At 67.5% G+C, this 26,696-nt stretch carries 24 protein-coding genes; 12 read left to right on the top strand and 12 right to left on the bottom strand.

The annotated features are described in order from the left end of the window. The 6 genes from E5198_RS11630 to E5198_RS11605 form a co-directional block, all read right to left on the bottom strand. On the bottom strand, positions 1–191 hold a 191-nt coding region (locus tag E5198_RS11630; protein WP_372239880.1), incomplete at its 3' end, for a DUF4124 domain-containing protein. 128 nt (positions 192–319) lie between these two features. Then, complete coding sequence (gene phoU, locus E5198_RS11625; protein WP_136490157.1) at positions 320–1,036, bottom strand: phosphate signaling complex protein PhoU; 717 nt, start codon at positions 1,034–1,036, stop codon at positions 320–322. 145 nt (positions 1,037–1,181) lie between these two features. Next, complete coding sequence (gene pstB / locus E5198_RS11620) at positions 1,182–2,012, bottom strand: phosphate ABC transporter ATP-binding protein PstB (protein ID WP_136490156.1); 831 nt, start codon at positions 2,010–2,012, stop codon at positions 1,182–1,184. A 76-nt stretch (positions 2,013–2,088) separates the two neighbouring features. Further along, positions 2,089–3,705 carry a phosphate ABC transporter permease PstA gene (gene pstA, locus E5198_RS11615; RefSeq protein ID WP_372239881.1) on the bottom strand — a complete coding sequence of 539 codons (1,617 nt, stop codon included), beginning with the start codon at positions 3,703–3,705 and terminating at the stop codon, positions 2,089–2,091. 82 nt (positions 3,706–3,787) lie between these two features. Then, the gene (locus tag E5198_RS11610; protein ID WP_136490154.1) at positions 3,788–6,073 is read right to left on the bottom strand and encodes an ABC transporter permease subunit; all 2,286 of its coding nucleotides are present in this window, start codon (positions 6,071–6,073) and stop codon (positions 3,788–3,790) included. A 140-nt stretch (positions 6,074–6,213) separates the two neighbouring features. Then, a complete protein-coding gene (locus tag E5198_RS11605) occupies positions 6,214–7,182 on the bottom strand; it encodes a phosphate ABC transporter substrate-binding protein PstS family protein (protein WP_136490153.1) in 969 nt (322 codons plus the stop codon). Positions 7,183–7,396: 214 nt separating this feature from the next. Here E5198_RS11605 and E5198_RS11600 point away from each other — a divergent pair, with 214 nt between their 5' ends. Next, complete coding sequence (locus tag E5198_RS11600) at positions 7,397–7,798, top strand: acyl-CoA thioesterase (RefSeq protein ID WP_136490152.1); 402 nt, start codon at positions 7,397–7,399, stop codon at positions 7,796–7,798. Between the two features lie 69 nt (positions 7,799–7,867). Here E5198_RS11600 and E5198_RS11595 read toward each other — a convergent pair whose 3' ends face one another. Further along, a complete protein-coding gene (locus tag E5198_RS11595) occupies positions 7,868–8,965 on the bottom strand; it encodes a TRAP transporter substrate-binding protein (protein ID WP_136490151.1) in 1,098 nt (365 codons plus the stop codon). 204 nt (positions 8,966–9,169) lie between these two features. Between E5198_RS11595 and E5198_RS11590 the strand changes: the two genes are divergently transcribed. The 3 genes from E5198_RS11590 (at position 9,170) to E5198_RS11580 (ending at position 11,764) form a co-directional block, all read left to right on the top strand. Next, entirely contained in the window at positions 9,170–9,715 is a 546-nt protein-coding gene (locus tag E5198_RS11590) for a TRAP transporter small permease subunit (protein WP_136490150.1), read from the top strand. Next, entirely contained in the window at positions 9,708–11,084 is a 1,377-nt protein-coding gene (locus tag E5198_RS11585; RefSeq protein WP_136490149.1) for a TRAP transporter large permease subunit, read from the top strand. The genes E5198_RS11590 and E5198_RS11585 overlap by 8 nt, the downstream gene beginning before the upstream one ends. A 206-nt stretch (positions 11,085–11,290) precedes the next feature. Beyond that, a complete protein-coding gene (locus tag E5198_RS11580; protein ID WP_136490148.1) occupies positions 11,291–11,764 on the top strand; it encodes a 2TM domain-containing protein in 474 nt (157 codons plus the stop codon). Positions 11,765–11,956: 192 nt separating this feature from the next. Here E5198_RS11580 and aguA read toward each other — a convergent pair whose 3' ends face one another. The 3 genes from aguA to E5198_RS11565 form a co-directional block, all read right to left on the bottom strand. Beyond that, entirely contained in the window at positions 11,957–13,066 is a 1,110-nt protein-coding gene (gene aguA, locus E5198_RS11575) for an agmatine deiminase (RefSeq protein WP_136490147.1), read from the bottom strand. A 161-nt stretch (positions 13,067–13,227) separates the two neighbouring features. Next, positions 13,228–14,109 (bottom strand): N-carbamoylputrescine amidase, encoded by an 882-nt coding sequence (gene aguB, locus E5198_RS11570; protein ID WP_136490146.1) that lies wholly within the window; start codon positions 14,107–14,109, stop codon positions 13,228–13,230. Between the two features lie 133 nt (positions 14,110–14,242). Continuing rightward, entirely contained in the window at positions 14,243–15,619 is a 1,377-nt protein-coding gene (locus tag E5198_RS11565) for a glutamine synthetase family protein (RefSeq protein WP_136490145.1), read from the bottom strand. 267 nt (positions 15,620–15,886) lie between these two features. Between E5198_RS11565 and E5198_RS11560 the strand changes: the two genes are divergently transcribed. From E5198_RS11560 to E5198_RS11525, 8 genes are all read left to right on the top strand, one after another. Then, complete coding sequence (locus tag E5198_RS11560; RefSeq protein WP_136490144.1) at positions 15,887–16,639, top strand: gamma-glutamyl-gamma-aminobutyrate hydrolase family protein; 753 nt, start codon at positions 15,887–15,889, stop codon at positions 16,637–16,639. A 45-nt stretch (positions 16,640–16,684) separates the two neighbouring features. Further along, positions 16,685–18,043, top strand: a complete 1,359-nt coding sequence (locus tag E5198_RS11555; protein ID WP_136490143.1) for a glutamine synthetase family protein — start codon at positions 16,685–16,687, stop codon at positions 18,041–18,043. 41 nt (positions 18,044–18,084) lie between these two features. Further along, on the top strand, positions 18,085–19,443 hold the full coding sequence (locus E5198_RS11550) for an aspartate aminotransferase family protein (RefSeq protein WP_136490142.1): 1,359 nt from the start codon (positions 18,085–18,087) through the stop codon (positions 19,441–19,443). A 215-nt stretch (positions 19,444–19,658) separates the two neighbouring features. Further along, the gene (locus E5198_RS11545; protein WP_136490141.1) at positions 19,659–20,756 is read left to right on the top strand and encodes a polyamine ABC transporter substrate-binding protein; all 1,098 of its coding nucleotides are present in this window, start codon (positions 19,659–19,661) and stop codon (positions 20,754–20,756) included. A gap of 139 nt (positions 20,757–20,895) precedes the next feature. Further along, on the top strand, positions 20,896–21,987 hold the full coding sequence (locus tag E5198_RS11540) for a polyamine ABC transporter substrate-binding protein (protein WP_136490140.1): 1,092 nt from the start codon (positions 20,896–20,898) through the stop codon (positions 21,985–21,987). 55 nt (positions 21,988–22,042) lie between these two features. Then, a complete protein-coding gene (potA, locus tag E5198_RS11535) occupies positions 22,043–23,194 on the top strand; it encodes a polyamine ABC transporter ATP-binding protein (protein ID WP_136490139.1) in 1,152 nt (383 codons plus the stop codon). 14 nt (positions 23,195–23,208) lie between these two features. Then, entirely contained in the window at positions 23,209–24,090 is an 882-nt protein-coding gene (locus tag E5198_RS11530; protein WP_168772521.1) for an ABC transporter permease subunit, read from the top strand. Between the two features lie 73 nt (positions 24,091–24,163). Further along, positions 24,164–25,009, top strand: a complete 846-nt coding sequence (locus E5198_RS11525) for an ABC transporter permease subunit (RefSeq protein ID WP_136490137.1) — start codon at positions 24,164–24,166, stop codon at positions 25,007–25,009. A gap of 131 nt (positions 25,010–25,140) precedes the next feature. Here E5198_RS11525 and E5198_RS11520 read toward each other — a convergent pair whose 3' ends face one another. Together E5198_RS11520 and cyoE are read right to left on the bottom strand one after the other, a co-directional pair. Then, on the bottom strand, positions 25,141–25,773 hold the full coding sequence (locus tag E5198_RS11520; protein ID WP_136490136.1) for an SCO family protein: 633 nt from the start codon (positions 25,771–25,773) through the stop codon (positions 25,141–25,143). Between the two features lie 17 nt (positions 25,774–25,790). After that, positions 25,791–26,693, bottom strand: coding sequence for a heme o synthase (gene cyoE, locus E5198_RS11515; protein ID WP_136490135.1), 903 nt, complete (start codon positions 26,691–26,693; stop codon positions 25,791–25,793). Positions 26,694–26,696 lie beyond the last annotated feature (3 nt).

Raw genomic sequence — 26,696 nt, 5'->3', positions numbered from 1 at the left:
TCGGCGCGCGGCGCCGCGCCGGGCGCGCGCCGGCCGCCGGGCTGCAGCTGGAACACCTGCGCGCCGGGGCGGGCCTGGTCGCTGTAGGTGACCACGCCGTTGGCGTCGACATGCTTGTAGATGGTCAGCGCGCCGGCCGGGGCGGCCAGGCCGACGAGCAGGAAACCGAGCAGGAGGGAGCGGACGGACATGATGGCACGCTGTCAGCAGGGCGGAAGACCGGGCAAGCCTACCAGCCCGGCCGGCGTCCGGGTGAGACGCGTTCGGCGCTGCCGCGAACGGATTCGCGCCGGCCTGATCTGGATCAGGCCGGCGGCGTTCAGGCCTGGTCGGCCGGTCCCTGCTTGGCCAGCCCGGTGTGGCGCACGTCGGTGCCGCGCACCAGGTAGATCACCAGCTCGGCGATGTTGCGCGCGTGGTCGCCGATGCGCTCCAGCGAGCGCAGCGCCCAGATCACGCTGAGCACGCGGGAGATCGAGCGCGGGTCTTCCATCATGTAGGTGGCCAGCTCGCGCAGCGCGCTCTTGTACTCGCGGTCGACGATCTTGTCGTACTGCGCCACCGACAGGGCGAGGTCGGCGTCGAAGCGGGCGAAGGCGTCCAGCGCCTCCTGGACCATCTTGCGCACCTGCTCGCCGATGTGGCGGATCTCCACGTAGCCCTTGGGCGCCATGCCGTCCTCGCACAGCTCGATGGCGCGCTTGGCGATCTTGGTGGCCTCGTCGCCGATGCGCTCGAGGTCGATCACCGACTTGGAGATGCTGATGATCAGGCGCAGGTCGGAGGCCGCCGGCTGGCGGCGGGCGAGGATGCGCACGCACTCCTCGTCGATGTCGCGCTCCATCTGGTTGATCTGGTTGTCGACGTCGCGTACCTGCTGGGCGAGGCCGGAGTCGGCGTCGACCAGCGCGCTGACCGCGTCGCTGACCTGCTTCTCCACCAGGCCGCCCATGGCCAGCAGGTGGCTGCGGATGTCCTCCAGCTCGGCGTTGAACTGGGCGGAGATGTGATGGGTGAGACCGTCTTTGTTGATCATGTGCGAACCCTCGCTGAAACCGGATACCTGAACAGGATGGAGTGGCCCTTGGAAAATCGTGTCGGACAAGGAGGCGACGCGCAGACAGTACACGACCCGTACGGCAAGCGTCGCCGACGCAGTCCGGCGCGATTTGCCATGGCCACTAGCCGTAGCGGCCGGTGATGTAGTCCTCGGTCTGCTTCTTCGCCGGGTTGGTGAACAGGGTATCGGTATCGCCGAACTCGATCAGCTTGCCCATGTACATGAACGCGGTGTAGTCGGAGACGCGCGCCGCCTGCTGCATGTTGTGGGTGACGATGACGATGGTGTACTGGCCCTTCAGCTCGTTGATCAGCTCCTCGACCTTGAGGGTGGAGATCGGGTCGAGCGCCGAGCAGGGTTCGTCGAGCAGCAGCACTTCCGGCTGCACCGCCACGGTGCGGGCGATCACCAGGCGCTGCTGCTGGCCGCCGGAGAGGCCCAGCGCCGAGTCGTGCAGGCGGTCCTTGACCTCGTCCCACAGCGCCGCGCTCTTCAGCGCCCACTCCACGGTCTCGTCGAGCACGCGCTTCTGGTTGATGCCCTGCAGGCGCAGGCCGTAGACCACGTTCTCGTAGATGCTCTTGGGGAACGGGTTGGGCTTCTGGAACACCATGCCGACGCGGCGGCGCAGCTCGGCGACGTCGACGCCCTTGGCGTAGATGTCCTTGCCGTCGAGGCGGATCTCGCCTTCCACACGGCAGCCGTCGACCAGGTCGTTCATGCGGTTGAAGGTGCGCAGCAGGGTCGACTTGCCGCAGCCCGACGGGCCGATGAAGGCGGTGACGCGGTTGCGCGGGATGTTCATCTGCACGTCGTACAGCGCCTGCTTGTCGCCGTAGAACAGGTTGAGACCGGGCACCTCGAGGGCCACCGGCTCGCTGGCCAGGTCGAGGGTCTGCTTCTTGCGGCCCAGGCTGTCGAGGTTGATGCCGTGGGTGTGTTGTTGCGACATGGGGATCTCCCTACGCTCACAGTTCGGTTGCGCAGCGCGGGCCGCCGTGCGGCCCGCCGGCTGCGGCGGAAATCGGTCAGTGGTCCAGCGCCTTGTACTTCTCGCGCAGGTGGTTGCGGATGTACACCGCGCTCAGGTTGAGCAGGGCGATCACCAGCACCAGCAGCAGCGCGGTGGCGTACACCAGCGGGCGGGCGGCCTCGACGTTGGGGCTCTGGAAGCCGACGTCGTAGATGTGGAAGCCCAGGTGCATGATCTTCTGGTCGAGGTGCAGGTACGGGTAGTTGCCGTCCAGCGGCAGGCTCGGCGCCAGCTTGACCACGCCGACCAGCATCAGCGGCGCCACCTCGCCGGCGGCGCGCGCCACGGCGAGGATCATGCCGGTCATCATCGCCGGGCTGGCCATCGGCAGCACCACCTTCCACAGCGTCTCGGCCTTGGTCGCGCCGAGCGCCAGCGAGCCCTCGCGCAGGGCGCGCGGGATGCGCGCCAGGCCTTCCTCGGTGGCGACGATCACCACCGGCACGGCGAGGATCGCCAGGGTCAGCGACGCCCACAGCAGGCCCGGGGTGCCGAAGGTCGGCGCCGGCAGCGCCTCGGCGAAGAACAGCTGGTCGATCGAGCCGCCCAGCACGTAGACGAAGAAGCCCAGGCCGAACACGCCGTAGACGATCGCCGGCACGCCGGCCAGGTTGTTCACCGCGATGCGGATGATGCGGGTCAGCAGGCCCTGCTTGGCGTACTCGCGCAGGTAGATGGCCGCCAGCACGCCGAACGGGGTGACGATCACCGCCATGATCAGGGTCATCATCACGGTGCCGAAGATCGCCGGGAAGATGCCGCCCTCGGTGTTGGCCTCGCGCGGCTCGTCGCTGACGAACTCCCACAGCTTGGCGAAGTAGAAGCCCAGCTTGTCGAAGGTGCCCATGGCGTTGGGCTGGAAGGCGCGCACCACCTTGCCCAGGCTCAGCTCCACCTCGCGGCCCTCGACGGTCTTCAGCACCACGCTGTCGCGGTTGAACTGCTGCTGCAGGGCGACCAGCTGCTCCTCGAGCACCTTGTACTCGGCGTCCCACTGGGCGCGCTCGGCGTCCAGGTCGGCCTGCGCGGCGGCGTCCAGGCGGCCCTCCAGCTCCAGCTCGCGGGTCTGCAGGCGCAGGCGCTCGAGGCCGGCGTTGATGCGACCGATGTCCTTCTTCTCCAGGCGGGCGATCTGCGCGTGCAGCTCGTCGACGCGCTCGATGCGCGCCTGCAGCTCGGCCCAGGCGGCGTCGCCCTGGGCGACCTGCTGGCCGCCTTCCTTGACCGCCTGCAGATAGCCGTAGAAGTTGCCCCACTCGCGACGCTCCAGCACCACCAGCTGCTCCGGGGTGCTCGGCGCGTGCAGCCACTCGCCGACCACCCAGCTGAAGTCGGCACCGTACACCTCGCGGTTGCCGACCTTGAGCAGTTCGCGGGTCATGAACTCGCCGCCGGCGGCGTCCACCGGCAGGCCGCTGGCGGCCAGGCGTGCGCGCGGCACTTCCTCGGCCTGCACCACCTCGCCGGCGACCAGCTTGGCCGGCTGGCCGGGGATGCGGTATTCGGCCTGCACCACGTCGGCCGGCCAGAAGTGGCCGAGGCCGCGGGTGGCGATCACCGCCAAGAGGCCGAGGGTCATGATCACGGCGATCGACACCGCGCCGCCGGTCATCCACACCCAGGGCGTGCCGCTCTTGAACCAGGTTTTCAGGTTTTGCTGTTTCACGTTCACGGACGTCTACCTTTCCAGAGCCTCAGAGCGACGCGTACTTCTTGCGCAGGCGGGTGCGGATCAGCTCCGCCAGGGTGTTCATCACGAAGGTGAAGGCCAGCAGTACCAGCGCGGCGAGGAACAGCACGCGGTAGTGGGTGCTGCCCACCTCGGACTCCGGCATCTCCACCGCCACGTTGGCGGCCAGGGTGCGCAGGCCCTCGAAGATGTTCATCTCCATGATCGGCGTGTTGCCGGTGGCCATCAGCACGATCATGGTCTCGCCCACCGCGCGGCCCATGCCGATCATCAGCGCCGAGAAGATGCCCGGGCTGGCGGTGAGGATCACCACGCGGGTCAGGGTCTGCCACGGGGTGGCGCCGAGGGCCAGGGAGCCGAAGGTCAGGCTCTTCGGCACGCTGAACACGGCGTCCTCGGCGATCGAGAAGATGTTGGGGATCACCGCGAAGCCCATCGCCAGGCCGACCACCAGGGCGTTGCGCTGGTCGAAGGGGATGCCCAGGTCGTTGGACAGCCACAGGCGCATGTCGCCGCCGAAGAACCAGTTCTCCAGGTGGCCGCTCATGCTCAGGGCGAAGGCGCCGACGCCGAGCACCACCGGGATCAGCAGCGCGGCTTCCCAGCCGTCCGGCACGCGCAGGCGGATGCTCTCCGGCAGGCGGCTCCAGATCCAGGCGGCGAGGACGATGCCGAGCGGGGTCAGCAGCAGCAGGCTGAAGATGCCCGGCAGGTGGCCCTCGACGTAGGGGGCGAGGAACAGGCCGGCGAAGAAGCCGAGGATCACCGTCGGCAGCGCCTCCATCAGCTCGATCACCGGCTTGACCTTGCGGCGCATCGCCGGAGCCATGAAGTAGGCGGTGTAGATGGCCGCGCAGATGGCCAGCGGGGCGGCCAGCAGCATGGCGTAGAAGGCCGCCTTGAGGGTGCCGAAGGCCAGCGGGGCGAGGCTCAGCTTGGGCTCGAAGTCGGTGTTGGCCGAGGTCGACTGCCAGACGTGCCTGGGCTCGTCATAGCTCTCGTACCAGACCTTGCCCCACAGCGCGCTCCACGACACTTCCGGGTGCGGGTTGTCGACCACGAAGCGCTTGAGCTGGCCGTTGCTCTCCACCAGCACGCGGGTGGCGCGCGGCGACAGGGCGGCGACCGCGGCGCCGTCGGCGACCGGTTCGGTGAGCAGGGTGCGGTGTGCAGTGCTGTGGAAGATGCCCAGGGTGCCCTTGGCGTCCAGGGCCATGAAGCCCTTGCGGCGCTCCTCGGCGAGGATCTGGGTCACCGGGCTGTCGCCCAGCTGGAAGTCGCGGATGCGGGTCAGGCTGGCCTTGCCGTCCTGGCCGCGGACCATGAACCACTGGGCGATGCCGCCTTTCGAGTCGCCGACCATCAGCGACAGGCCGCCGAGCAGCGGGCTGGCGGTGGTGATCTCGGTGCCGGCGTCGCGGGCCAGGTCGTAGCGGCCGTTCAGGCTGTTGTTGCGCAGGTCGAACACGTCGGCGGTGGCGCGGCCGTTGAACACGTACAGCCACAGGTGGCGCGGATCGATGTCCAGGGCGCGGATCGGGTCGGCGATCTGCGGCAGGTCGATGCGCCGCTCGCTGAGGCTGGTCTCGCCGGTGAACAGGTTCTCCTCGCGCTCGAGGCTCAGCACGTGCAGCTCGGCGCCGGTGGAGGCGGCCAGCAGCAGGGTCGAGTCGTTGAGGCTGACGCCGACGGTGTCCAGCGCGCGGCCCTGCGGGTCGAGGGCGATCGGCGCCTCGCCGAACGGGTACTCGACCACCGGGACGATGGTCTTGACGTTGTTCGGGTAGGACACCTTGTAGTTGTGCTGCAGCACCAGCACCTGGCCGTTGGACAGGCCCAGCGCCACGCGGCGGCTGCCCGGCTGGTCCTGGCCGACCGAGCGGATGGTCGTCCCGGCCGGCAACGGCAGGCCGACCCTGTCCAGCGCCGCGCCGTTCTGCAGGTCGAAGAACTGCACGCTGCCGGCGCGATCCAGACGCATGGCCACCTGGTTCTGCTCCTCGATGGCCAGCAGCAGCGGCTGCTCCTGCTGGGCCAGCCAGGCCGGCTGCTGGGCGTCGCGCGCCTCCAGCGAGGCGCCGCCGAAGATCGGCAGCACCACATAGGCCAGGTAGAAGAAGATCAGGGTGATGGCGGCCAGCACGGCCAGGCCGCCGATGGACACGTACCAGCGCGCCAGGCGGTCCTTGAGTGCACGCATGCGACGCTTGCGCTGCAGCGCCGGGGTATCGAAATCCAGCCGCTGCGATTTTGTGAGAGAGGTCATGGTTTCACGGGCCAAGTCATTCATGCGCACACCCTAGCGGGGCTTTATGACACAAAGATTACAGAGCGGTGACGCGGCGACGCCCGCCACTCTCGCGAGGGTGGCGGGCGTCGCTGGGGTCGGGCTGGCGCCCGGGGCGTCCGTGCCGCCTGCAAGTCGACGACTTACAGGCCCAGCTCCTTGAGGGTCTTCTCGGCGATCTTGCTCGGCAGCGGGATGTAGCCGTCCTTGACCACCACTTCCTGGCCCTGCTTGGACAGCACCAGCTTGATGAACTCGGCGTCCAGCGGGCTCAGCGGCTTGTTCGGCGCCTTGTTCACGTAGACGTAGAAGTAGCGCGCCAGCGGGAACTTGCCGGCCAGGGCGTTGGCTTCGTTGGCCTCGAAGGCTTCGCCGCCCTTCTTGGACAGCGGCACGGCCTTGACGCTGGAGGTCTTGTAGCCGATGCCCGAGTAGCCGATGGCGTTCAGGGTGCTGGAGATCGACTGCACCACCGAGGCGGAACCCGGCTGCTCGTTGACGTTGGCCTTGAAGTCACCCTTGCACAGGGCTTCTTCCTTGAAGTAGCCGTAGGTGCCGGACACCGAGTTGCGGCCGAACAGCTGGATCGGCTTGGCGGCCCACTCGCCGGTCAGGCCCAGGTCGCCCCAGGTCTTGATGTCCTTGTCGCCACCGCACAGGCGGGTGCTGGAGAAGATCGCGTCGACCTGGGCGATGTCCAGCGACTTGATCGGGTTGTCCTTGTGCACGAACACAGCCAGGGCGTCGATGGCGACCGGCACGGCGGTCGGCTTGTAGCCGTACTTCTCTTCGAAGGCCTGGATCTCGTTGTCCTTCATCGGACGGCTCATCGGACCCATGTTGGCGGTGCCTTCGGTCAGCGCCGGCGGCGCGGTGGAGGAACCGGCGGCCTGGATCTGGATGTTCACGTTCGGGTAGTTCTTCTTGTATTCCTCGGCCCACAGGGTCATCAGGTTGGCCAGGGAATCGGAACCGACGCTGGACAGGTTGCCCGACACGCCGGTGGTCTTCTCGTAGGTCGGCAGAGCCGGGTCGATGGCGGCAACCGCACTGGCGGTGGCGACGCCGGCGGCGACGAAGGTCATGGCCGCCATCAAACGCTTCAATTTCATGCCTTGCTCCTAACGGGGGAGGGGATGGTTCGGATCGGGGGCCAGTATCGGCAGGCCGCATGAACACTCTATGAAGCGTTTGTGACAATTGCATGACGACACCGGGCGTGCGGCGGGTTGCCGCGGCCGGGCCCGCCGGCGCTGTCGCTTTGCCCCGGGGCTTGGCACAATTGCCGCTGTGCACAACAACAATTCCCCGAGCCCCGCTGAAAACATGAACGAATTCGAACAGGAAGATCCCATCCCGCAGGGCGACCTGGCCCTGCAGATCACCGCGCTGCCGCGCGAAACCAACGGCTTCGGCGACATCTACGGCGGCTGGCTGGTGGCGCAGATGGACCTGGCCGGCACCGCCATGGCCAGCCGCATCGCCGGCGGCCGGGTGGCCACGGTGGCGATCGACCGCATGGCCTTCCTGGTGCCGGTGGCGGTGGGCGCGCAGCTGTCCTTCTATACCCAGACGGTGGCCGTCGGCCGCAGCTCGGTACGCCTCTTGGTCGAGGTGTGGAGCGACGACCCGCTGACCAGCGAATGGCGCAAGGTCACCGAGGCGGTGTTCGTGTTCGTCGCCATCGACGCCAGCGGCCGCACCCGCCCGCTGGCGACGCGCGCCTGACGGCGGCCCCGGACGGCACAACGCCAGCCCGAGGGCTGGCGTTGTCGTTTCAGCAGCGCGCGCCGCGATTCAGCTGCGGATGTTGTAGATCAGCTTCTCGTTGTCCTCGGCATAGTCGCGCAGGCGCTTGAGATAGGCCTTCTGCTGCGCCCACACCTTGCCGGCGGCCGGGTCGGCGGCGGCCGCCGCCTCGACCACCTCGGCGGCCACCTCGCGCAGGCGGGCGATCACCGCATCGGGCAGGCGGCGCACCTCGACACCCTCGGCCCTGAGCTTCTCCATCGCCTCCATGTTGCGCGCGTTGTAGTCGTCGAGCATGTCGCCGTTGACGTCGCGGGCGGCGGCGCTGACGATGGCCTTGAGGTCGGCCGGCAGCTTGTCCCAGGCGGCCTGGTTGACGGTCAGCTCGAAGGTCACGTTGGGCTCCTGCCAGCCCGGGGTGTAGTAGTACTTGGCCGCCTTGTGCAGGCCGAGGGCCAGGTCGTTGTACGGGCCGATCCACTCGGTGGCGTCGATGGCGCCGGTCTGCAGGGCGGTGAAGATCTCGCCGGCCGGCAGGTTGACCACGGTGCCGCCCATGCGGGTCAGCACCTCGCCGCCCAGGCCCGGGGTGCGCATCTTCAGGCCCTTGAAGTCGTCGACCGAGTTGATCTCCTTGTTGAACCAGCCGGCGGTCTGCACGCCGGTGGCGCCGCAGGCGAAGGGCACCACGTTGAACGGCTTGTACACCTCCTCCCACAGCTGCATGCCGCCGCCGTAGTGCAGCCAGGTGTTCATCTCCTGGGCGTTGGGGCCGAACGGCAGGGCGCAGAAGAACTGCGCCGCCGGCACCTTGCCCTTCCAGTAGTAGGGCGCGCCGTGGCCCATCTCGGCGGTGCCGCGCGACACCGCGTCGAACACCTCCAGCGCCGGCACCAGCTCGCCGGCCGCGTAGACCTTGACCTGCAGGCGGCCGCTGCTCATCTCGTTGACCAGCCGGGCGAAGCGCTCGGCGCCGACGCCGACGCCGGGGAAGTTCTTCGGCCAGGAGGTGACCATCTTCCAGGTGAAGGTCTGCGCCGGAGCGGCGGCGCCACCCGGGGCACTCTCGTTCTGCTTCTGGCAGCCGGCCAGCGCGGTGGCGGCCAGGCCGACACCGGCGGCGGCGAGTATGTCGCGACGTTTCATGCAGGACTCCTTGTTGTTGTGCGGCGCTGCCATCTGCGGCGGCAGGCGTGCCTCTTGATAACACGGGCGCGGGTTGTCTCTCCAGCATAGTCGCAGCGGCTAGACTGACAGACGGTTATTCCAAATCATCCAGCAATTGCCGTCCGATCATCGCTATTGCGAGAATCGCCGGACTGACCAATTGACAACTACAAGGACCCTCCCATGTCCGACTCACCTCCTGCCCTGCTCAGGCTGGCACGCGGCATCGAGGCGCTCAACGCGCGCTTCGGCAAAGCCTGCGCCTGGCTGACCCTGTTCCTCGTCCTCGGCACCGCCGTGGTGGTGGTGCTGCGCTACGGCTTCGGCATCGGCGCCATCGCCCTGCAGGAAGCGGTGATGTACGCCCACGCCCTGGTGTTCATGGGCGCCGCCGCCTGGACCCTGCAGCGCGGCGGCCACGTGCGCGTCGACATCTTCTACCAGAAGTTCCCGCAGCCCCGGCAGGCGCTGGTCGACCTGCTCGGCCACCTGTTCCTGCTGCTGCCGGTATGCCTGTTCCTGGCCTGGAACAGCTGGGACTACGTGGCCTCGTCCTGGGCCACCCGCGAGGCCTCCGGCGAGAGCGGCGGCCTGGCCTTCGTCTACCTGCAGAAGAGCATCATCCTGGTCCTGCTGGTCAGCCTGATGCTGCAGGCGCTGGCCGACATCATCGTCTACGGCTACCGCCTGGCCGGCCGCGAGCCCTACCCGGAGGTGCACCATGGCTGAGCTGATGGCGATCCTGCTGTTCGTCAGCATCTGCGTGTTCCTCATGTCCGGCTACCCGGTGGCCTTCACCCTGGGCGGCGTGTCGCTGCTGTTCGCCGGCATCGGCATCGTCACCGGCACCTTCGACGGCAGCTACCTGCACGCCCTGCCCAACCGCCTGTTCGGCATCATGAACAACCAGACCATGCTGGCGGTGCCGCTGTTCGTGTTCATGGGCGTGATGCTGGAGAAGTCGCGGGTCGCCGAGGACCTGCTGGAATCCATGTCGCGGCTGTTCGGCACCCTGCGCGGCGGCCTGGCGATCTCGGTGTGCGTGGTCGGCGCGCTGCTCGCCGCCTCCACCGGTATCGTCGGCGCCACCGTGGTGACCATGGGCCTGCTCGCCCTGCCGACCATGCTGCGCCGCGGCTACGACCCGGCCATCGCCACCGGCACCCTGGCCGCCACCGGCACCCTCGGCCAGATCATCCCGCCGTCGATCATCCTGGTGCTGCTCGGCGACGTGATGTCCAGCGCCTACCAGCAGGCGCAGCTGAAGATGGGCATCTTCTCGCCGAAGACCGTTTCGGTGGGCGACCTGTTCGTCGGCGCGCTGATCCCCGGCCTGGTGCTGGTCGGCCTGTACATCCTCTACCTGATCGCCGTCGCCATCCTGCAGCCGAAGAGGCTGCCGGCGCTGCCGCAGGAGGAGCTCGGCCCGATCGAGTGGGGCAAGCTGTTCAACGCGCTGATCCCGCCGCTGGTGCTGATCGCCGCGGTGCTCGGCTCGATCCTCGCCGGCTACGCCACCCCCACCGAGGCGGCGGCCCTCGGCGCGGTGGGCGCCATGCTGCTGGCGCTGGTCAAGGGCAAGCTGAACTTCTCCCAGATGCGCGAGGTGGCCTACGGCACCACCGAGATCAGCGCCATGGTGTTCCTGATCCTGATCGGCGCCTCGCTGTTCTCCCTGGTGTTCCGCGGCTTCGGCGGCGAGGTGCTGATTGAGGACGTGTTCAAGCAGCTGCCCGGCGGCGTACTCGGCGCCTTCTTCCTGGTCATGCTGGTGATCTTCCTGCTCGGCTTCATCCTCGACTTCATCGAGATCATCTTCGTGGTGGTGCCGATCGTCGGCCCGGTGCTGCTGGCCATGGGCCTCGACCCGGTGTGGCTGGGGGTGATGATCGCCCTCAACCTGCAGACCTCGTTCCTCACCCCGCCGTTCGGCTTCTCGCTGTTCTACCTGCGCGGCGTCACCCCGCGCTCGATCCCGACCAGCGTGATGTACAAGGGCATCGTGCCGTTCATCATCATCCAGATCCTGATGCTGGTGATCGCCTACCTGTGGCCGGACCTGATCACCTGGCTGCCGGAGGCGGTGTACGGCAAGTAAGCCTGCGCTGTAACGAGAAGGGCCGGTCAAAGACCGGCCCTTCTCGTTTGGCCTGCAGAATGCTCGCCTTTTCAGGCCGCCGCTCCGGCGAGTCAGCCATGGCGGGCCGCTTTCGGGGTCGTGACGGGTTGCTGTCGTCTTGCCGTCGTGGCGGAATGTGGCGCGCTGCGTCAGATTGGACACTCCGCAACAAAGGGATCTTGAAAATGTCGGTTCAGAAATTGCGCCTCAAACTGGGCTGGTCCCAGCAACAACTTGCCGAGGCCAGCGGCCTGAGCGTCCGCACGATTCAGCGCATAGAAGCCGGCTATCCGGCCAGTACGGAATCCCTCAAGTCTCTTGCTGCTGTATTCGAGGTCGACTTCTCAGCCCTTAATCCGGAGCAGGCCATGGAATCCAGAACCCCTGATCCATCCGAACAGCAAGAGACGGAAGCGTTCAACTACGTTCGCAAACTACGAGGTTTTTATCGGCACATGGCACGTTACGCCGTGATCACGCTTACCCTGTTGGCGATCAATCTGACCGTCACGCCCAACAGGATGTGGGCACTTTGGGTAATGGGCGGCTGGGGGCTTGGTGTCCTCATGCATGCCAGCCGTGTCTTCCGTCCTGACGGATTCCTCGGCCCTCAGTGGGAGAGGCGACAAGTCGAAAAACGCCTGGGGCGTCCGCTTTGACGCGGAAGGCATCGCTTCAGACCGCGCATGCTCCAAAGGCTGGGCCGGCAGGCGGTGCTTTCTTGGCCCACCAGAGCGCCGTAGGGTGGAAAACGACCGCAGGTCTTTTCCACCGTCAGCCCTGCTGCGTGACTCGGCGCAGGGTCGCGGTAGAAAACCGCTGCGCGGGTTTTCTAGCCTGCATTTGCCCCGTTACCCCCTGCGCTGCGGCGCCGGCTGCTGCTGGGTGATGCAGTGGATGTTGCCGCCGCCGAGGAGGATCTCGCGGCCCGGCAGCATCACCACCTCGCGCTCGGGGAACAGGCGCTGCAGGGTGGCGGCCGCCTCGGCGTCACGGGGGTCGTCGAAGCAGGGCGCGATGATGCCGCCGTTGACGATCAGGAAGTTGATGTAGGAAGCGGCCAGGCGGATCGCCGGGTCGCGCGGCTGGCTGCCGGCGACCAGGTCGACCCCCGCGCACTCCTCGGCGGTGGCGTGCAGCGGGCCGGGGATCGGCATGCGGTGCACGACCAGCACGCGGCCGCGGGCATCGCGCACCTGCTCGAGCACCGCCAGCGCGGCGCGGCAGCGCGACCAGTTGGGATCGCGCTCGTCGTCGGTCCAGGCCAGCAGCACCTCGCCGGGGCGCACGAAGCAGCAGAAGTTGTCGACGTGGCCGTCGGTCTCGTCGTTGTACAGGCCGTGCGGCAGCCAGATCACCCGCTCCACCGCCAGGTGGGCATGCAGCACCGCCTCGATCTCGCCGCGGGTCAGCTGCGGATTGCGGTTGGGGTTGAGCAGGCACTCCTCGGTGGTCAGCAGGGTACCCTCGCCGTCGACATGGATGGCGCCACCCTCCAGCACGAAGCCTTCGGCGCGGTAGCGCGCGCAGCGCTCGATCTCGAGGATCTTGCCGGCCACCTGGTCGTCGCGGTTCCACGGCGCGTACAGGCCGCCGGCGAAGCCGCCCCAGGCGTTGAAGGTCCAGTCCACGCCGCGCACCTCGCCGCGGCCGTCGACCACGAAGGTCGGCCCGGTATCGCGCACCCAGGCGTCGTCGCAGCTCAGCTCGACCACGCGGATGTCGCCGTGGGCCAGGCGCGCGCGGGCGTTCTCGTACTGCGCCGCACTGACCCCGACGGTCACCGGCTCGAAGCGAGCGATGGCCTTCGCCACCGCGGCGAAGGCCGCCTGCGCCGGCTTGGCGCCGAGGCGCCAGTTGTCCGGCCGCTCCGGCCAGAGCAGCCAGGTCTGCGCATGCGGCTCCCATTCCGCCGGCATGCGGAAACCGTCGGCGCGCGGGGTGGTGTTCAGGGTGGTCATCGCGGCTACCTGTCGAGCTTGATCGTTCCCGCGCTCCCGCGTGGGAGCGCAACCGGGGACGCTCCGCGTCCCCTCTGATTCCCTGCCTATTGCTTGATCGTTCCCACGCTCCTGCGTGGGAACGTCGCTGGAGACGCTCCGCGTCTCTGCGGATGGCCGCGCTACTCGGAGCGCTGCACGCCATCGAGGGTGGCCAGCGCGCCGTACAGGTTCGGCCGGCGGTCGCGGAACACGCCCCAGGCGCTGCGGGTGTGCTCCAGCTGGTCGAGGTCGAAGCTGTGCACCAGGACGCCCTCCTCGTGCTCGCCCAGCTCGGCGACCTTGGCGCCGAACGGGTCGGCGATGAACGAGGAACCGTAGAAGGTGATGTGGTAGTCGTCCTGGTCCTCGCGGCCGATGCGGTTGCTGGCGATCAGCGGCATCAGGTTGGCGCCGGCGTGGCCCTGCTGCACGCGCTGCCAGTGGTCGCGGGAGACGATGGTCGGGTCGTGCGGCTCGCTGCCGATGGCGGTCGGGTAGAACAGCAGCTCGGCGCCCTGCAGGGCCATGGCCCGCGCGCACTCGGGGAACCACTGGTCCCAGCAGATGCCCACGCCGATCTTCGCATAGCAGGTGTTCCACACCCGGAAGCCGCTGTCGCCGGGGTTGAAGTAGTACTTCTCGTGGTAGCCGGGGCCGTCGGGGATGTGGCTCTTGCGGTAGCTGCCGAGCAGGCTGCCGTCGGCGTCGATGACGGCGACGCTGTTGAAGCGCGCCCGCCCGGCGCGCTCGAAGAAGCTGATCGGCAGCACCACCTTGAGTTCGCGGGCGACCTTGCGGAAGTGGGCGATGGCCTCGTTGCCTTCCAGCGGAGTGGCCAGCTGCAGGTAGTCCGGGTTGGGCTTCTGGCAGAAGTACGGGGTCTCGAACAGCTCCTGCAGGAGGATGATCTGCGCCCCCTGCGCCGCCGCCTGGCGCACCAGCTTCTCGGCGTTGGCGATGTTGGCGGCGCGTTCCCAGGAGCAGGCCATCTGGGTGGCGGCGACGGTGACGATGCGGGACATGGCGACCTCGTGGCGACGCGGAAGGAAGTGCCTTCAAGCTGGCAGAGGATGGCGACGGGGTCAAATGGCCAAGGCCCTGGGTCGAGAGCCGATGACGGCAGGGTGGCCGGCCACCCCGCCGCTGGCCGATGATTCAGACCGTATGCAGGTACCAGTTGTACTCGAGGTCGGAGATCGAGTGCTCGAACTCCTCCAGCTCGTGCTCCTTGCAGGCGACGAAGATGTCGATGTAGTCGGGGTTGATGTAGCGACCGAGGATCTCGCTGTCGTCCAGCGCGCGCAGGGCGTCGCGCAGGTTGTTGGGCAGGCTCTGCTCGAGCTGCTCGTAGGAGTTGCCCTCGATCGGCTCACCCGGCTCGATGCGATGGCTCAGGCCGTGGTGCACGCCGGCCAGCAGGGAGGCCATCAGCAGGTAGGGGTTGGCGTCGGCGCCCGCCACGCGCTGCTCGATGCGCAGCGCGTCGGGGTTGCCGGTGGGCACGCGCAGGGCCACGGTGCGGTTGTCCATGCCCCAGGACGGCGCATTGGGCACGTAGAACTGCGAGCCGAAACGGCGGTAGGAGTTGACGTTGGGGCAGAGGAAGGCCATCGACGCCGGCAGCGTCTCCAGCACGCCGCCGATGGCGTGGCGCAGGGCGTCGTTGTCCTGCGCGTTGTCGGCGGCGAAGATGTTGCGTCCGTCGCGATCCAGCAGCGAGATGTGCACGTGCAGACCGTTGCCGGCCTGGCCCGGATAGGGCTTGGCCATGAAGGTGGTGTCCATCTCGTGGTCGTAGGCGGTGTTCTTGATCAGCCGCTTGAGCAGCACCGCGTAGTCGCAGGCCGCGAGCGGGTCGGCGACGTGGTTGAGGTTGACCTCGAACTGCGCCGGCGCGCTCTCCTTGACGATGGCGTCGGCCGGGATGCCCTGGATGTGGGCGCCGTCGAGGATGTCGCGCAGGCAGTCGGCGTATTCGTCGAGGTCGTCGATCGAGTAGACCTGCACCGCCTGCGGGCGCTTGCCGGAGATCGGCGAGCGCGGCGGCTGCGGGCGGCCGTTCACGTTCTCCTGGTCGATCAGGTAGAACTCCAGCTCGAAGGCCGCGCACACGGTCAGGCCCATGTCGGTGAAGCGCTGCACCACCTGGCGCAGCACCTCGCGCGGATCGGCGAAGAACGGCCGGCCTTCCATTTCGTGCATGGTCATCAGCAGCTGGGCGGTAGGCCGGCGCTGCCAGGGCTCCATGCGCAGGGTGCCGGGAATCGGGAAGCACACCCGGTCGGCATCACCGATGTCGAGCCCGAGGCCCGAGCTTTCCACGGTCGAGCCGGTGATATCCAGGGCGAACAGCGAAGCGGGAAGGTTGATGCCCTTTTCGTAGACCTTGAGCAGATTGCTGCGGTCGATGCGCTTGCCGCGCACCACGCCGTTCATATCCGCGATCAGAAGGTCAACGAACTGCACCTCGGGATGTTCCGCAAGGAACTCGTTCGCTTCCTTGAGCAGAACAGCACTCGTAGCGGCCGACATGATGGAACACCTTATATCTTGTTAAAAATATCAATCACGTATGTGCTCAGTTTTGAGTCAATCCCAAAGCCAATGGCTTGTCAATAGGCCCAAATGTTGCACGATGTCAGGGCGGCACGACCTCTTTCAGGGCGACGCCCGTGCCGCGAACGGCGGGCAACTGGCGCCGTTCGTCGCACCTGTTCAGGCAATCCTGCAGGTGTTGTCGAATAAATCGAACAAGTCTAAGCTCGGGCCAGATCACCCACTGCGACCTACCGGTGCCCCATGTCCCGCCAGCCCCTGATCGGCGTCACCGCCTGCAGCAAGCAGATCGGCCTGCACCCCTTCCACATCGTCGGCGACAAGTACCTGCGCGCCGTGGCCGTCGGTGCCGGCGGCCTGCCGCTGGTGATCCCGGCCCTGCCCGGGCTGATCGACATCGAGGCACTGCTCGGGCATCTCGACGGCCTGCTGTTCACCGGCTCGCCGTCCAACGTCGAGCCGCAGCACTACCAGGGGCCGGCCAGCGAGCCGGGCACCCACCACGATCCGGCGCGCGACGGCATCACCCTGCCGCTGATCCGCGCCGCGGTGGACGCCGGCGTGCCGCTGCTCGGCATCTGCCGCGGCTTCCAGGAAATGAACGTGGCCCTCGGCGGCAGCCTGCACCAGCGCGTGCACGAGGCCGGCCCGTTCATGGACCACCGCTCCGACGACGAGGCCCCCGTGGAGGTGCAGTACGGCCTCAGCCACCCGCTGCACGTGCAGCCGGGCGGCCTGCTCGAGCGCCTGGGCCTCGGCCCGCAGTTCGAGGTCAACTCGGTGCACGGCCAGGGCGTCGAGCGCCTGGCTCCCGGCCTGCGCGTCGAGGGCCTGGCGCCGGACGGGCTGGTCGAGGCATTCTCGGTGGAGCGGGCGCAGACCTTCGCCCTCGGCGTGCAGTGGCACCCGGAGTGGAAGGTGGCCGAGCACCCGGCCTACCTGGCGATCTTCCGCGCCTTCGGCGACGCCTGCCGCGAGCGCGCGGCACACCGCTGAGCCATGCTGTAAGGGACTACCGACTCGCAAGCAAACGAGGTCGTTATGGCTACCAAGCTGGACCGGCTGAGCAGCTGGCTGAAGGAGCACAGGATCATCGAGGTGGAGTGCCTGGTCACCGACCTCAACGGCATCGCCCGCGGCAAGATCGCGCCGACCAGCAAGTTCCTCGCCGAGCGCGGCATGCGCCTGCCGGAGAGCGTGCTGCTGCAGAGCGTGACCGGCGACTACGTCGAGGACGAGCTCTACTACGAGCTGCTCGATCCCGCCGACATCGACATGTTCTGCCGTCCGGACGAGCACGCGGTATTCCTCGTCCCCTGGGCCGCCGAGCCGACCGCCATGGTGATCCACGACAGCTACGACAAGGTCGGCAACCCCACCGACCTGTCGCCGCGCAACGTGCTCAAGCACGTGCTCAAGCTCTACGCCGAACGGGACTGGCAGCCGATAGTCGCGCCGGAGATGGAGTTCTACCTGACCCAGCGCTGCGACGATCCCGACTACCCGCTGCAGCCGCCGGTGGGCCGCTCCGGGCGCCAGGAGACCGGCCGCCAGTCGTTCTCCATCGACGCCGCCAACGAGTTCGACCCGCTGTTCGAGGACATGTACGCCTGGTGCGAGGCCCAGGGCCTGGATCTGGACACCCTGATCCACGAGGAAGGCACCGCGCAGATGGAGATCAACTTCCGCCACGGCGACGCCCTGCAGCTGGCCGACCAGATCTTCGTGTTCAAGCGCACCCTGCGCGAGGCGGCGTTCAAGCACGGCGTCACCGCCACCTTCATGGCCAAGCCGATGACCGGCGAGCCGGGCAGCGCCATGCACCTGCACCAGAGCGTGGTCGACCGCAAGAGCGGGCGCAACGTGTTCTCCAGCGAGGACGGCAGCATGAGCGAGCTGTTCCTCAACCACATCGCCGGCCTGCAGAAGCTGATCCCCGAGGCGCTGCCGCTGTTCGCCCCCAACGTCAACTCGTTCCGCCGCTTCCTGCCCGACACCTCGGCGCCGGTCAACGTCGAGTGGGGCGAGGAGAACCGCACCGTCGGCCTGCGCGTGCCGGACGCCAACCCACAGAACCGCCGGGTGGAGAACCGCCTGCCGGGCGCCGACGCCAACCCCTACCTGGCCATCGCCGCCAGCCTGCTGTGCGGCTACGTCGGCATGGTCGAGGGCCTGCACCCGTCGCCGCAGGTCAAGGGCCGCGCCTACCAGCGGCGCAACCTGCGCCTGCCGCTCAACATCGAAGCGGCGCTGGAGGCCATGGAGCAGTCGAAGACCCTCGAGCGCTACCTGGGGCGGCGCTTCTGCCGCGGCTACGTGGCGGTCAAGCGGGTCGAGAACGAGAACTTCAAACGGGTGATCAGCTCCTGGGAACGAGAGTTCCTGCTGCTCTCGGTGTGAGCGCAGACACCCGGTCACCACTTGCATCAGGGGGAATCGCAATGACCCAGCACCGCAGTACCGCCGAGTGGCAGGCCCTCGGCCGCGAGCACCTGCTCGCCCCGTTCACCGACTACAAGCAGCTCGGCGCCAAGGGCGCGCGCATCGTCACCCGGGCCGATGGCGTCTACCTGTGGGACAGCGAGGGGCACAGGATCCTCGACGGCATGGCCGGCCTGTGGTGCGTCAACGTCGGCTACGGCCGCCGGGAACTGGCCGACGCCGCGCACCGGCAGATGCTCGAACTGCCCTACTACAACCTGTTCTTCCAGACCGCCCACCCGCCGGCCATCGAGCTGGCCGCGGCGATCGCCGAGATCGCCCCGCCGGGCATGCAGCATGTGTTCTTCACCGGCTCGGGCTCGGAGGCCAACGACACCGTGCTGCGCCTGGTGCGCCACTACTGGGCGATCAAGGGACAACCGTCGAAGAAGGTGATCATCGGCCGCATCAACGGCTACCACGGCTCCACCGTGGCCGGCGCCAGCCTCGGCGGCATGAAGGCGATGCACGAGCAGGGCGACCTGCCGATCCCCGGCATCACCCATATCGCCCAGCCCTACTGGTACGGCGAAAGCGGTGCGATGGGGCCGGAGGAGTTCGGCGAATGGGCCGCCAACGAGCTGGAGAAGAAGATCCTCGAGGTCGGCGAGGACAAGGTCGCTGCCTTCATCGCCGAGCCGATCCAGGGCGCCGGCGGGGTGATCATCCCGCCGGAGAGCTACTGGCCGCGGGTGCGCGCGATCCTCGCCAGGCACGACATCCTGTTCGTCGCCGACGAGGTGATCTGCGGCTTCGGCCGCATCGGCGAGTGGTTCGGCAGCCAGTACTACGGCCTCGAACCGGACCTGATGCCGATCGCCAAGGGCCTGACCAGCGGCTACCTGCCGATGGGCGGGGTGATCGTCCGCGATCACGTGGCGCAGACCCTGGCCGAGGGCGGCGAGTTCTACCACGGCTACACCTACTCCGGGCACCCGGTGGCGGCCGCCGTGGCGCTGGAGAACATCCGCATCCTGCGCGAGGAGAGGATCGTCGAACGGGTCAAGGCCGAGACGGCACCCTATTTGCAGAAACGCTGGCAGGAGCTGGCCGACCACCCGCTGGTGGGCGAGGCCCGCGGCCTGGGCATGCTCGGCGCACTGGAGCTGGTCAGGGACAAGAAGAGCCGTGCCCGTTTCGAGGGCGGCATCGGCATGCGCTGCCGCGAGCACTGCTTCCGCAACGGCCTGATCATGCGCGCGGTGGGCGACACCATGATCGTCTCGCCGCCGCTGGTGATCACGCCCGAGCAGATCGACGAGCTGGTCGCCCTGGCGCGCAAGTGCCTGGATGCCACCGCTGCCGAGGTGCGCGGCTGAACGCCGGGCGGGGCCGGCGTTGCCGCTACAGTTTCGCTGGCGGCGGTTGAGTGGCACGGCACTCCTTGCCAGACTCTGCAGCCGTGCGCTGGCCAGATGCAGCGGGGCGCGGACAGCAACGGCGCACCAGCGGACGGACCGGCCCAGCCGCCGATACAGACGGCAGCCGGCCCCGACCGGGGAAACCATTAGGAACCTTAAGGAAGCACAACCCGATGAAAGCATTCGCCAAGACCCTCCTCGCGGCCGCCCTGGCCGCCACCGTGGCCGGCGCGGCCCAGGCCGACGACAAGGTGCTGCACGTCTACAACTGGTCCGACTACATCGCGCCGGACACCCTGGCCAAGTTCGAGAAGGAATCCGGCATCAAGGTGGTCTACGACGTCTACGACAGCAACGAGACCCTGGAAGCCAAGCTGCTGGCCGGCCAGTCGGGCTACGACATCGTGGTGCCGTCGAACAACTTCCTCGCCAAGCAGATCAAGGCCAAGGTCTACCAGCCGCTGGACAAGTCCAAGCTGCCGAACTGGCAGAACCTCAACAAGGATCTGCTCAAGACCCTGGAGGTCAGCGACCCGGGCAACCAATACGCCTTCCCCTACATGTGGGGCTCGATCGGCATCGGCTACAACCCGGAGAAAGTCAAGGCCGCCCTCGGCGACAACGCCCCGGTCAACTCCTGGGACCTGCTGTTCAAGCCGGAGAACATCGAGAAGCTCAAGGGCTGCGGTGTCAGCTTCCTCGACTCGCCGACCGAGATCCTGCCGATCGCCCTGCACTACCTGGGCTATCCGACCGACAGCCAGGATCCCAAGCAGCTCAAGGAAGCCGAGGCGCTGTTCCTGAAGATCCGCCCGTCGGTGACCTACTTCCACTCCTCCAAGTACATCTCCGACCTGGCCAACGGCAACATCTGCGTGGCGGTGGGCTACTCGGGCGACGTCTACCAGGCCAAGTCGCGCGCCGAAGAGGCCGGCGGCAAGGTCAAGGTGTCCTACAACATTCCCAAGGAAGGCGCCGGCACCTTCTTCGACATGGTGGCCATCCCCGCCGATGCCAAGAACCCCGAGGCCGCCCACGCCTTCATGAACTTCCTGATGAAGCCGGAGATCATGGCCGAGATCACCGACGTCGTGCAGTTCCCCAACGGCAACGCCGCGGCGACCCCGCTGGTGGCCGAGGCGATCCGCACCGACCCGGGCATCTACCCGAGCGACGATGTCATGAAGAAGCTGTACACCACCGTCGACCTGCCGGCCAAGGTGCAACGCGACATGACCCGCAGCTGGACCAAGATCAAGTCGGGACAGTAAGGCCACGCGCCGTTCCGGGGCGCCGGCGCTGCCGGCGCCCCGGACGTGCAGCACCGACCAGCGAGGTCTGCCGGTCACCCTTCCTGTCTGCCGCGCGTCACGCTTTCCGGCGCTGACCGAACAACACGAGGAGCCGACCATGCAGCCCACCCTCCCCCTCCTGCCGACCCTGTTCGCCGGTCTGCTGCTCGGTGCACCGGCCCTGGCCGCGCCCAGCGTGCACATCTACAACTGGTCGGACTACATCGGCGAGAACACCCTCGAGCAGTTCCAGGCCGAGACCGGCATAGTCCCGCAATACGACGTGTTCGACTCCAACGAAACCCTCGAAGGCAAGCTGCTCGCCGGCAACAGCGGCTACGACGTGGTGGTGCCCTCCAACCACTTCCTCGGCAAGCAGATCCGCGCCGGCGCCTTCCAGAAGCTCGACCGCAGCCTGCTGTCCAACTGGAACAATCTCGATCCCAGGCTGATGCAGCAGCTGGAGCGCAACGATCCCGGCAACCAGTACGCCGTACCCTACCTGTGGGGTACCAACGGCATCGGCTACAACGTCGAGAAGGTCAGGGAAGTGCTCGGCGTCGAGCGCATCGACTCCTGGGCGGTGCTGTTCGAGCCGGAGAACATCGCCAAGCTGTCCGCCTGCGGCGTGGCCTTCCTCGATTCGGCCGACGAGATGATCCCGGCCATGCTCAACTACCTGGGTCTCGATCCCAACAGCCACGACCCCGCGGACTACGCCAGGGCCGAGGCCCGGCTGCTGGCCATCCGTCCCTACGTGACCTACTTCCACTCCTCGAAGTACATCGCCGACCTGGCCAACGGCGACATCTGCGTGGCCGCCGGCTACTCCGGCGACGTGCTGCAGGCGGCCGAGCGCGCCGAGGAGGCCGGCAAGGACATCGAGATCGCCTACAGCATCCCCCGCGAGGGCGCCAACCTGTGGTTCGACATGCTGGCCATCCCCGCCGATGCCAGGAACGTGCGCGAGGCGCACCGCTTCATCGACTACCTGCTGGAGCCGGCGGTGATTGCCACGATCAGCGAGCATGTCGGCTACGCCAATCCCAACCGCAAGGCCGGCGCCCTGATGGATCCGCAGGTGCGTGGCGACAGTTCCGTCTATCCGCCGCAAGAAGTGCTGGATCGGCTCTTTGTTTCTGCCGAATTGCCCGCTAATGTGCAGCGCCTCATGACCCGTAGCTGGACGCGCATCAAGTCCGGCCGATGACACCATTCAACCGCCCCGGCCAGATGGCCGGGATACCCAGCCTGGGGAGTATTAGATGGCGATAGCCTCCGGTGCCTACAAGAAAGCCCTGACCGGCGTCCAGCAAGCCAAGGAAGTTCTGGTCAGGATCGACCGGGTGACCAAGAAGTTCGACGAGACGGTCGCGGTGGACGATGTGTCGCTGACCATCAACAAGGGCGAGATCTTCGCCCTGCTCGGCGGCTCGGGCTCCGGCAAGTCGACCCTGCTGCGCATGCTCGCCGGCTTCGAACGACCCACCGAAGGGCGCATCTTCCTGGACGGCCAGGACATCACCGATCTGCCGCCCTACGAGCGGCCGATCAACATGATGTTCCAGTCCTACGCGCTGTTCCCGCACATGAGCGTGGAGCAGAACATCGCCTTCGGCCTCAAGCAGGACGGCCTGCCCAAGGCCGAGATCGACGCGCGCGTGGCCGAGATGCTCAAGCTGGTGCACATGACCCAGTACGCCCGGCGCAAGCCGCACCAGCTGTCCGGCGGCCAGCGCCAGCGCGTGGCGCTGGCCCGTTCGCTGGCGAAAAGGCCCAAGCTGCTGCTGCTCGACGAACCGATGGGCGCGCTGGACAAGAAGCTGCGCTCGCAGATGCAGCTGGAGCTGGTGGAGATCATCGAGCGGGTCGGGGTGACCTGCGTGATGGTCACCCACGACCAGGAAGAGGCCATGACCATGGCCCAGCGCATCGCCATCATGAATCTCGGCTGGATCGCCCAGGTCGGCACGCCGATGGACATCTACGAGACCCCGGCCAGCCGCCTGGTCTGCGAGTTCATCGGCAACGTCAACCTGTTCGACGGCGAGCTGGTCGAGGACGACGCCGACCATGCCAAGATCGCCTGCCCGCAGCTGGAGCGGCCGATCTACGTCGGCCACGGCATCTCCACCCGCGCCGAGGACAAGCGCGTCACCTATGCCCTGCGCCCGGAGAAGCTGCTGCTCAGCACGCAGAAGCCGGAGCTGGAGCATACCGACTGCAACTGGTCGACCGGCAAGGTGCACGACATCGCCTACCTCGGCGGTCATTCGGTGTACTACGTCGAGCTGCCCTCGGGGCTGGTCGTCCAGGCGTTCATGGCCAACTCCGAGCGCCACGGCAAGCGTCCGACCTGGGACGACCAGGTCTACCTGTACTGGCTCGACGACAGCGGCGTGGTGCTGCAGTCATGAATGTGCTCAAGCGCCTGCTCTCCGGCCGTCACCTGGTCATCGGCGTCCCGTTCTTCTGGCTGCTGCTGTTCTTCATGCTGCCGTTCGCCATCGTGGTGAAGATCAGCTTCGCCGAAGTCGACGTGGCCATCCCGCCGTACACCGAGATCGTCACCTGGGCCGACAACCAGCTGAGCGTGCTGCTCAACCTCGGCAACTACGTGTTCCTCACCGAGGACGAGCTGTACCTGGCCGCCTACCTCGGCTCGCTGAAGATCGCCACCATCAGCACCCTGCTGTGCCTGCTGATCGGCTACCCGATGGCCTACGCCATCAGCCGCGCCAGCAAGGAGATGCAGACGGTGTGGCTGCTGCTGATCATGATGCCGACCTGGACCGCGATCCTGATCCGCGTCTACGCCTGGATGGGCATCCTCAGCAACAACGGCCTGCTCAACACCCTGCTGCAGAACCTCGGCCTGATCGACGCCCCGCTGCAGATCCTCAACACCGACCTGGCCGTGTACATCGGCATCGTCTACGCCTACCTGCCGTTCATGGTGCTGCCGCTGTACGCCAACCTGGTCAAGCACGACCCCACCCTGCTCGAGGCCGCCGCCGACCTCGGCTGCCGCCACCTGACCAGCTTCTGGAGGATCACCGTGCCGTTGTCGAAGAACGGCATCGTCGCCGGCTGCATGCTGGTGTTCATCCCGGTGGTCGGCGAGTTCGTCATTCCCGAGCTGCTCGGCGGCCCGGAAACCCTGATGATCGGCAAGGTGCTGTGGCAGGAGTTCTTCAACAACCGCGACTGGCCGGTGGCCGCCGCGCTGGCGGTGGTGATGCTGGCGATCCTGCTGGTGCCGATCATCCTGTTCAACCGGAATCAGGCCAAGGAACTGGAGGGCAAGGTATGAGCATGAGCGTTTGGCTGGTGCCGGCCTCTTCCCTGTTCAACAGCAACCAGGCCAAGGAACTGGAGGGCAAGGTATGAAGCGCTTCAGCTTCTCCGGCTGCATGCTGATCGCCGGCATGCTGTTCATCTACCTGCCGATGCTGATCCTGGTGATCTACTCGTTCAACGCCTCGCGCCTGGTGACGGTATGGGGCGGCTGGTCGCTGCACTGGTACGCCGGGCTGCTCGACAACCGCCAGCTGATGAGCGCGGTGGGCCGTTCGCTGGAGATCGCCTGCTACACGGCGATCGCCGCCACCGCGCTGGGCACCCTGGCCGCCTTCGTGCTCACCCGCATCCCGCGCTTCCGCGGCCGCACCCTGTTCGGCGGCATGGTCACCGCGCCGCTGGTGATGCCCGAGGTGATCACCGGCCTGTCGCTGCTGCTGCTGTTCGTGGCCATGGGCCAGCTGATCGGCTGGCCCGCCGAGCGCGGCCTGCTGACCATCTGGATCGCCCACACCACCTTCTGCACCGCCTACGTGGCCATCGTGGTGTCCTCGCGCCTGCGCGAGCTGGACCTGTCGATCGAGGAGGCGGCCATGGATCTCGGTGCGCGGCCGTGGAAGGTGTTCTTCCTGATCACCATCCCGATGATCGCGCCGTCGCTGGCGGCCGGGGCGATGATGTCCTTCGCCCTGTCGCTGGACGACCTGGTGCTGGCCAGCTTCGTCTCCGGTCCCGGCGCCACCACCCTGCCGATGGAGATCTTCTCCGCCGTGCGCCTGGGAGTGAAGCCGGAGATCAACGCGGTGGCCAGCCTGATCCTGCTGGTGGTGTCGCTGTTCACCTTCCTCGCCTGGTACTTCACCCGCCGCGCCGAGGAGCGCCGCAAGCGCGCCATCCTGCAGGCCATGGAGGAGACGGTGAAGGGCAGCTGACCGGCTTTCTCCCGGCCGTAACGCACAAGGGCCACCCTGCGGGGTGGCCCTTGTGCGTTTACCGGATCGAATGGCGCACCATCGCACACACCCTGGTGCGCATGGCGCACCCTACCGGGATTGCCGCCGTCTCACTCCTGCGAGAGCAGCTGCGGCAGCTGCAGCGCCAGCTTGGCCGGATTCAGCGGCGCGCGGATGAAACCGCGCTGGCGGCCGTCGGGGCCGATCAGCGCCAGGTTGCCGCTGTGGTCGACGGTGTAGTGCTGCCTGGTGGTGTCGCCGGGAATGAAGGGGATGCTCACCGCGTTGGCCAGCTGCTGGATCTGCGCCAGCTCGCCGGTCAGGCCGGTGTAGCCGGCGTTGTAGTAGCCGAGGTACTGCTTGAGCTGGGCCGGGGTGTCGCGGTGCGGATCGATGCTGACCATGGTCACCTGCAGGCGCGCCAGCGCCTCCGGCGCCAGCTGGCTCTTGAGCTGGCGCAGCTCGGCCAGGGTGGTCGGGCAGATGTCCGGGCAGAAGGTGTAGCCGAAGAACAGCAGGGTCCAGCGCCCCTTGAGCTGGTCGAGCGCCTGCGGCTGGCCGTTCTCGTCGGTGAGGCTCAGCGCCGGCAGGGCGCGGCTCTGCGGCAGCAGGATGATGCCGGCGTCGGCCAGCGCCGCCGCATCGAGCTGCGACGGCGCGTTGAGCACCTTGCTGACGGTGAGGCCGAGCACCAGGGCGATGGCGGCGACGAGGAACAGGACGGTCTTGTGGATGCGGGTCATGGGCTCGGCTTCGTTGGCTAGAGCGGAAGTGCCGGCAGATAGTGATCCACCAGCAGCACGATGAACAGGGCGAACAGGTAGGTAATAGAGTACTTGAAGGTCCTGATCGCGGCCTGCGGTCGGCTGTCACGGTACAGCGCCCAGGCCCAGTCGAGGAAGCGCGCGCCGAGCAGCACCGCCCCGGTCAGGTACAGCGGCCCGCTCATGTGGATGACGAAGGGCAGCAGGCTGACGGCGAACAGGATCAGGGTGTAGAGCAGGATGTGCAGCTTGGTGTAGCGCTCGCCGTGGGTCACCGGCAGCATGGGGATCTCCGCCCTGGCGTAGTCGTCCTTGCGGTGGATGGCCAGCGCCCAGAAATGCGGCGGGGTCCAGGCGAAGATGATCAGCACCAGCAGCAGCGCCTCGGCGTCCAGCCGGCCGGTCACCGCGGTCCAGCCGAGCATCGGCGGCGCCGCGCCGGCCAAGCCGCCGATGACGATGTTCTGCGGCGTGGCGCGCTTGAGGAAGCCGGTGTAGATCGCCGCATAACCGAGCAGCGAGGCCAGCGTCAGCCAGGCGGTCAGCGCGTTGGTGAAAAGCAGCAGCAGGGCCTGCCCGGCCAGCGCCAGGGCCAGGGCGAAGGCCAGCGCCGCCGCCGGCGAGACCCGCCCGGCCACCAGCGGGCGCAGGCGGGTGCGCGCCATCACCGCGTCGATGCGCCGGTCGACCACGTGGTTGACTGCCGCCGCCGCACCGGCGCACAGGCCGATGCCGAGGTTGCCGAACAGCAGCACGCTCCAGGGCACGCCGCCGTCGGTGGCGAGGAACATGCCGACCAGCGCGGTGATCAGCATCAGCACCACCACCTTGGGTTTGGTCAGCTCCAGATAGTCGCGCCAGCCGGCGCGGGCCTGACGTTGCTGCACCAGTGCGCTCATGGC

Source organism: Pseudomonas sp. A-1 (genome assembly GCF_004801855.1).
Taxonomy (GTDB): Bacteria; Pseudomonadota; Gammaproteobacteria; order Pseudomonadales; family Pseudomonadaceae; genus Geopseudomonas.
The sequence above is the reverse complement of the archived record's forward strand: the minus strand, read 5'-3'. Positions and strand labels throughout refer to the sequence as shown.